General features: G+C 53.0%; 4 protein-coding genes and 1 pseudogene. 2 read left to right on the plus strand and 3 right to left on the minus strand.

Annotated elements, in window-relative coordinates:
* Nucleotides 1-9: 9 nt before the first annotated feature.
* The gene (locus B1C80_RS19395) at nucleotides 10-1584 is read right to left on the minus strand and encodes an ATP-binding protein (protein WP_077922860.1); all 1575 of its coding nucleotides are present in this window, start codon (nucleotides 1582-1584) and stop codon (nucleotides 10-12) included.
* 180 nt (nucleotides 1585-1764) lie between these two features.
* Between B1C80_RS19395 and B1C80_RS19400 the strand changes: the two genes are divergently transcribed.
* Complete coding sequence (locus B1C80_RS19400) at nucleotides 1765-2721, plus strand: isopenicillin N synthase family oxygenase (protein ID WP_077922861.1); 957 nt, start codon at nucleotides 1765-1767, stop codon at nucleotides 2719-2721.
* Between the two features lie 94 nt (nucleotides 2722-2815).
* Nucleotides 2816-4018 carry a chromate efflux transporter gene (gene chrA / locus B1C80_RS19405; protein WP_077922862.1) on the plus strand — a complete coding sequence of 401 codons (1203 nt, stop codon included), beginning with the start codon at nucleotides 2816-2818 and terminating at the stop codon, nucleotides 4016-4018.
* Nucleotides 4019-4033: 15 nt separating this feature from the next.
* On the opposite strand, the gene B1C80_RS19410 is transcribed toward chrA, so the two are convergent.
* Together B1C80_RS19410 and B1C80_RS28900 are read right to left on the minus strand one after the other, a co-directional pair.
* A complete protein-coding gene (locus B1C80_RS19410; RefSeq protein ID WP_369822715.1) occupies nucleotides 4034-6115 on the minus strand; it encodes a putative Ig domain-containing protein in 2082 nt (693 codons plus the stop codon).
* A gap of 387 nt (nucleotides 6116-6502) precedes the next feature.
* A pseudogene (locus B1C80_RS28900) lies at nucleotides 6503-7084 on the minus strand (sorbosone dehydrogenase family protein); the annotation flags it as partial.
* Nucleotides 7085-7394 lie beyond the last annotated feature (310 nt).

Consider the following 7394-nt stretch of genomic DNA (forward strand, 5'->3'; position numbering starts at 1 on the left):
ATTTCATTTTCAGGGAATAATCTGTTCGGGTACGTGCATGGGCAGATAGACCTGAAACGTGGTTCCCTGATCAGGCTGGCTATCGACCACGATTGTTCCGCCGTGATTTTCAACGACGCGCTTGCAGGTGGCCAGCCCGATTCCGGACCCCGCGTACTGCTGCCGCCCGTGCAGCCGGTTGAATAAACCGAAGATTTTATCAAAGTTCTCGGGCGCTATGCCAATGCCGTTGTCCTGAACACTGATCTGGGCATATTCATTAGTCCGGTCGATGCCGATAAACTCAGGCACCTCTTTACCACGAACCAGCTGCCCGTTTATCTGAACGTCGGGACGCTGGTCAGGCCGGGTAAATTTGATGGCATTGGTCAGCAGATTCTGGAACAGCTGCCGTAGTTGGGTAGCATCGCCCGGAACCATAGGGAGCGTCAGATTACTTCTGATGCGGGCGTTTCGTTCTTGAATGATCACATCCAGATCAGCCAGAATATCATTGAGAATGTCCTGGGTGCTGATCAGATCCTGCTTTTGCTGATGGGCAAGACCGGCCGGGGTTGTGATCCGGGCGTATGTAAGCAGATTTCGTATAAGCGCGTTCATCCGGTCGGCCGCCGACTGCATGCGGTGGACAATATCCTGGCCAGCTTCGTCGAGCTGACCCGCGTACTGATGACTCAACAAATCGCCGAACGACTTGATCTTACGAAGGGGCTCCTGCAGGTCGTGGCTGGCCACGTAGGCAAATTGCTCCAGACTACGGTTCGATTGCTGGAGATCGTTATTCATGCGTTGTAGGGTCTGCTGCTGCCGAAACGCTTCGCTTATATCCCGGTACACACAAATGACCATGACCACATCGCCCCGTTCGTTCCGAACCGGACCCACGTAACATTCGCACCGCCAGCCGCCCCAGTGGTCGTTGAATGTATGCTGCTCGCCGTCGAGGGCCGAACTGATGTATTGTTTCCAGTCTGGCTGATACTCAGGTAATATTGTATCGTAGATGCGTTTTCCCAGCACCTCGTCGGCGCTTCGGCTGACGTACAGACCTGGCAGTTCGCCGTTGGCAAAGAGTATTTTCTGAAAATAATTGACCACCACAACGCTCATGTCGGGCACCTTGGACGATATCGTTTTGAATAGAATCGACTCGCCGAGCAGGGCCTGCTGTGCATTTTTGAGAGCGGTAATGTCGGTAGAGGATACAACGGCAGACTGCCCATCGCCGAGAGGCTCAATACCCAGATCGAACCAGGCACCGGAGTGGGTAGGGTCGGGGCTGAAAAACAGCTCACGGTGCAGGGCCTGTCCCTGCTCCACGACTGTAGCAATATCAGTCGTGAACGTTTTGAGCTGGTTAGGAAAGGGAAATAGCTGGTCGAGGGTTTTTTCTAGCACCGCCTGACTGCTAACCCCGAAAAACTGTTCGGCCCGACGATTGGCGAGTTTCACCCGAAACGTTTGAATACGGCCATTTATATCCCGAACGGCCGTGTAGACGGTAATTCCACTGGCTGACTGATTTAAGGCAGCCTGCCAGAGCGAAACCGGCACATCGGTCGAGCCGGTATCTTGTATGCTCATAACGCTGAAAACTTACACAGGCGAACAACATGAGTCCCCTTAATCTATAGTCAACAAGGCCCGGACTTGACTTGTTTAAAAGGTCTGGGTGTAATTGACTAATTCCATAGATTCATACAGGGGTGGCTATGAGCCCTGCGGTATGCCAAAGTTTCTTAATTTTGTGGAAACAGTACATCTATGTCATCTCAAGAACTTTATGACGAAATCCCCTCGCTGGATTTAGCTGATTTCACATCGGGCGACCCCGTGCGGAAAGAGCAGTTTGTGCAGGATCTGGGCCGGGCTTTCAATCAGATAGGATTCGTTGCCATCAAGAATCACGGACTCACCGAAGACCTGACTCGTGCGTTATACGACTCAGCTCAAGCGTTTTTCTCGGCACCTGACGAACTCAAACAGAAATATGAACATCCCGAACTGCACGGGCAGCGCGGGTATATCGGTAAGGGTAAAGAAACCGCAAAAGGCTTTAAGGTAGCTGACCTTAAGGAGTTTTACCACATTGGTCAGCCCGAACCCGAAGACGGCATGCCTGCCAATGTGCTGCCTGCTGAATTTCCGGCGTTTGGCGAGGCTACCCTAACGGCGTATCGAACCCTGGAGAACGCTGGTAAACAGCTGTTGCGGGCCATTGCGCTGTATCTGAAACTGCCCGAAACCTATTTTGACGACAAAGTTAGAAATGGGGATAGCATCCTGCGAGCGCTCCATTACTTTCCGCTCGATCCGGATACAACCCCCGACGGCGCCGTTCGGGCGGCTGCGCATGGCGACATCAACCTGATCACGCTGTTGATGGGGGCTTCGGCCGATGGTCTGGAAGTGCTCCGGCGCGATGGTAAATGGATCGGTATTACGGCCCTGCCCGACCAGGTTATTGTCAATGTGGGTGATATGCTGGATCGACTGACCAATCACAAGCTTAAGTCGACCATTCACCAGGTGGTTAACCCCCCGCGGGAAAAAATGAACCAGTCCCGTTACTCGATACCATTCTTCATGCATCCGCGTGCCGAGATGGATCTGACCAGCCTCGAAAGCTGTATTGATGCTGAGCATCCCAAGCTGTACGTCGATATGACCGCCGGCGAGTTTCTGGATGAGCGACTTCGTGAACTGGGGTTGAAGAAATAAGAGATGTCGATCAGCCCGGGCGTCCGAAAGGTTATGGGCCCGGGCTGATCGAACGTAATAACTACTGCCTGCTGACCGCCACTGTCTACCCCTCATGACTGGCTACCTTCCCCAACTAAAGCCTGTCCGTAAGATTCGCTACATCATTTTTCTGAAAGATGTGGCTTTTCTGGCCTTAACAACCTTTGGCGGTCCACAGGTGCACCTGGCTATGTTTTACGATCGTTTCGTGAAGCTGCGTCGATATCTGACCGAAGATGAGTTGATGGAGCTGAATGCCCTCTGTCAGATACTGCCTGGACCTACTTCTACCCAGACCATAACGGCGCTGGGTTTTAAAATTGGCGGCCCCAATCTGGCTTATCTAACCCTTCTGATCTGGGTTTTGCCCGGGGTGTGTATCATGACAGCGGCTGGTATGGGCGTTTATTACCTCGAACAACATAACCTGTCGATGCATTTTGCCCGGTTCGTTCAACCCATGGCGGTGGGCTTTCTGATCGTGGCCGGCTATCGAATCGGGCAGAAGGTCATAAAAAACCAGGTTAGTCTGGCGCTGGCGCTTACGGCGGCTCTGGTGGCTTACGTATTTCGTTCACCCGTCATGACGCCCATCGTAATAGCCATCGGGGGGCTGACAACGGCGTTAACATACGAAAAGCAGGAACGGATGGAAAAACAGCCACTTCGCATAGAGTGGGCTAATTTTTTCTTGTGGCTGGGTGTATTTCTGGCTGCTGCGGGGCTGGGTGCTATTACGCAGTCACTGCCAGTTCGGTTGTTCGAGAACTTTTACCGGAACGGCAGCCTGGTGTTTGGAGGGGGTCAGGTGCTGACGCCCATGTTGTATAACGAGTTCGTCGCGTTCAAGCATTACCTGTCTCGGGAAGAGTTTTTGTCGGGCCTGGGGCTGGCGCAGGCTATACCCGGACCTGTCTTCGCGTTTGCTTCGTATATAGGGGCGTTATCGATGCGAGCCGATGGTCCGAACGCCCAGTTTTGGGGTAGTTTTGTTGCAACAGCCGGGATATTCCTCCCGGGTATGTTTCTGATCTTTTTCGTCTATCGGTTCTGGGATCAGCTAAAGCGCTACCGGGTCGTGCGGGCCTCACTCGACGGGATCAACGCGGCCAGTACGGGGTTAACGGCGGCTGCTGCCGTCGCCCTGTTTGAGCCGATGGCTCCTCACTGGCCTTCGGTCGTCATTGTGATAGGAACGATGATCGTGCTGCTTTACACCCGGCTGCCTCCCTTCGCGCTCATTGGGATTGGGTTGGTGGCAGGGCTGATACTTTGACGAGATAAGCTCCCGTTACTGACTAAAATAAACCAGCGCGTTTTGCCCCATTTGAAGGGTTATACCGGTTGCGAACGTTATTCTCAGCGCCGAAGCCGCGTAGTTATCGGGTAGGTTGACCGGGTGCTCAAGCCGTACGGCATCGGCACTGTTGGGAACCCGATTGCAGGACCATACCGAGGGGTCGTTCCAGCTACCGTTTTTCACGGTAACCATACTGCAAAAGCCTGCGTTAATCACCACCCGAACCGAAGCCGACAAGCTGCGCGGATCCGTAGCTTTTACAGTAACGGAATAGCTGCCCGCCTGGGTGGGCGTTCCGGTTAATACCCGGGTTGTGTTTGTAAACGTCAGCCAGTTTGGTACGTCACTGGCGCTATAGGAAAGGAGTTGCCCATCCGGGTCTGTAAAGGCGGGTACAGTATAACTAAATGGATAGCCTAGTTCTGCCGTCTGAGCGTTTACTGCCGGTGGTACCGGTGGCTGATTAACAAAGGCTCTGATGCCCACTATAACCGTAGAGAACAAACTCAACGGATCGGTAGCCCGGATGGAGACGCTGTGAAAGCCGGCCTGGGTAGGGGTACCGTAGAGCTGGCGGGTCGAGGTGTTGAAATTGAGCCAGCCAGGTAATCCGGAAGCGCTATAGGTCAGTAGCTTTCCCTCGGGATCGGTGAAGGCGGGTACGGTATAGCTGAAAAACTGGGTTGTCTCTGCGGGTTGGGTAGTAGAGGCAGGGGCTACGGGCGCCTGATTTGGACCGGCAACGATAACTACCGGCACCGAAGTGGTCAAACTCCCCGGATCTGTAGCACTGACGGTAATCGTGTGACTGGCAGACTGGGTAGGTGTTCCCGTCAGAATACGGCTTGTGCTGTTGAAACTCAGCCAGGCAGGTAAACCACTGGCTGTATAGGCCAGGGTTTGACTTTCAGGGTCAGTAAATGCTGGTATGGCATACGAATATACCTGACCGGTAGCTGCAGCAGGTGGTTGTATGGTAGAGGCAACCGGCGGCAGGTTAGGTATTGAACTGACCTCTACGCCCCCGTTCCAGGTATTTCCTACCCGTGTGTAAACCCTGAAATAGTACTGAACTAACGGGTTCAGATTCGTGATGGTTACGTTTGTACCGATCCCTCTGTAAACAACCTTACCGCCTTCGATCGGGGTGCCGTTTCCTGTAAAACTGGTGTTGGCAGTATAGGCAGTGCCAGTAGGTCTATCCGTGAATCCAATCTCGGCCCGGGCCGCTACAAGCACTTCATCAAAGGTAGCGGTAGGGTTAACCCAGTTGACCCGCACCGCATTCAGCTCGGGCACGGCGGAGACATTGGTGACCAGCGAGCTGGCCGAATTGCAATCTGGGTAGAGTGTAACGGACTGGGTCGCTTTGAGGCCGCCATTATCGGTAACCGTCACTGAAATCAGGTAATAATAGGTTTCGTTGGGACTACAGCCAACCGGAGAAATATAGATAGTCGGGCTGGCACTAGTTAATACGGGTTCTGGGTGAGTGTGATTGTTGTGTTCAAGCGAGACACGCCACTCGTACGACATATTGCTCGGGTCGGTGTCAGTCACATTGGCCTGCAACTGGTAGGGGGTTTCCTGATTCATGGGATACAGGGTACCGGCTACTGGATTTATAATCTCGACCGTCGGGGGCGTGTTATTGACCGAGACCGTAATTTGCTTGGGGGTTGAAACCTGATTCTGGTTGTCTTTTACGGTCAGCGTTACGGTATAGGCCCGCACGTTGGGATCGGAGAACACATGTACCGGGTTGGCGGCCGTTGAGGTCGTACCATCGCCAAAATCCCATAAATAAGTGAGTGGCAAGCCTTCGGGGTCGATCGAGTTTGAGCCGGTAAACGAGACACTCAACGGTGAGGTGCCGTACGGTGTAGTAGAGGAAGCATTGGCAACCGGTGGCTGGTTACCGCCATAGCTAATCCTTGAAATGACTCCCTGCACCCGAACGTAAAAAAGAGATCCGTCGCGGGGGTTCATCTTCAAATCGACAATGCCAACGTCAAAATTGTTGGCGGCAAAGTTTTTTACTTCGTGTACGACATGGTCGCCCTCGTCGTGCATCTCGAGGCTCTTGATCCAGTTCTGCCCATGATCGGCAAAGAAGTAGGTATTGCGGTATGGCTCAGGAAACTGAGTACCGGTATAATATAGACCACCGATAATGCAGTTGCCGTAAAACGATGTTCCTGCGGGAGCTCCCGTAGTGCCAATAAGACGGGTTATAGGCGTAGTGCCGCTAAAGGCGGGTACCCTCGTCTGAGCCGTGCTGTGGCTGTAGTCGAGCGCCGGTCGCGAATGGGTAAAACGGCGCAGCGTTGGATCGGGGTTGTCGACAAAAGAGGTAGGCGGCACACAAAGGCTTTCAAAGGTTGGTTGTCTCGGTTCGTCCAAATTAGGAACGTTGGTTCCATAATAGGATATAGTGCGATCAAGGCCTTCGTAGAGGGGCCAGCCGCAGTTCAGACCAGCTTTATCGACAACGTGGAAATCTTCAATTTTGTACCAGCAGACATCGCCAATCAGCAGGGTGCCGGGGTTACCTTCGGCGGGGTCAATGCTACCAGTATTTGGTTTGAGGCTCATTCGGTACGGGTTTCGAAGGCCGAGGGTCCAGACGCGTGATTGGGGAGAACGTGGATTCGCGGCATCATAAAATGGGTTGCTCGGTACGCCGTTTCCCGTTGCAGGGTCTAGCCGAAGTACTTTACCACATAGCGAATTGACCAGTTGAGACCGGAGCGCACCGACATTTTCGTTGGCTCTCATCATCCCATAATTAAGTGAAGCCTGAAAGTAGGTCTCTGATCGACTACCCACGTCAACCCCTTCATGATGAGCACCATCGCCAGTTGAGACCAACAGGGTGCCATCTTTTCCGAACAGAATAGTACCGCCCGCGTGCGACTCGTATGTAACCGGAATACCGGTGGTTTTCGATTCACCAAGGAGTACGGTCCGGCTGGCGTAGTTAGTGGTCAGCAGGCCAGCTGTATTTTGTAGTTGATAGCGGGTTACCCGGCTGATTGTGGCGTTGTGGTATTGATTGCTGGAGCTACTGTATTGCGGGGTGCCGTAATATAATACGTGATGAAGATCAACGGTGTAGACAGGGCTTTCTTATAAAAAAAGGCAAGTAGTGCTTAGCCTTACTTTTGTGGTTGACTAGACTACAAAACCATGACTACTCCTGCTTGCCCAGCTAAAGCTACCACCTTTTTCCGACTCCTTGAGCAAACACCTAACTTAGATCTGCGGGATAATCGAGGTAAACGCCATTCGGTCGCCTTGGTGCTTACCGGTCTGGTAGCCGCCCTCTGCTGTGGCCGGGATGGCAGTCTAT

The sequence above is a fragment of the Spirosoma sp. 209 genome (assembly GCF_002006735.1).
In the GTDB taxonomy this organism is placed as follows: Bacteria; Bacteroidota; Bacteroidia; order Cytophagales; family Spirosomataceae; genus Spirosoma; species Spirosoma sordidisoli.

Excerpts from the sequence above, each read along its gene's own strand:
- B1C80_RS19400 (WP_077922861.1), top strand. The coding sequence starts at position 1,765 with ATGTCATCTCAAGAACTTTATGACGAAATCCCCTCGCTGGATTTAGCT.
- chrA (WP_077922862.1), top strand. The coding sequence starts at position 2,816 with ATGACTGGCTACCTTCCCCAACTAAAGCCTGTCCGTAAGATTCGCTAC.
- B1C80_RS19410 (WP_369822715.1), bottom strand. The coding sequence starts at position 6,115 with ATGCACGACGAGGGCGACCATGTCGTACACGAAGTAAAAAACTTTGCC.
- B1C80_RS19395 (WP_077922860.1), bottom strand. The coding sequence starts at position 1,584 with ATGAGCATACAAGATACCGGCTCGACCGATGTGCCGGTTTCGCTCTGG.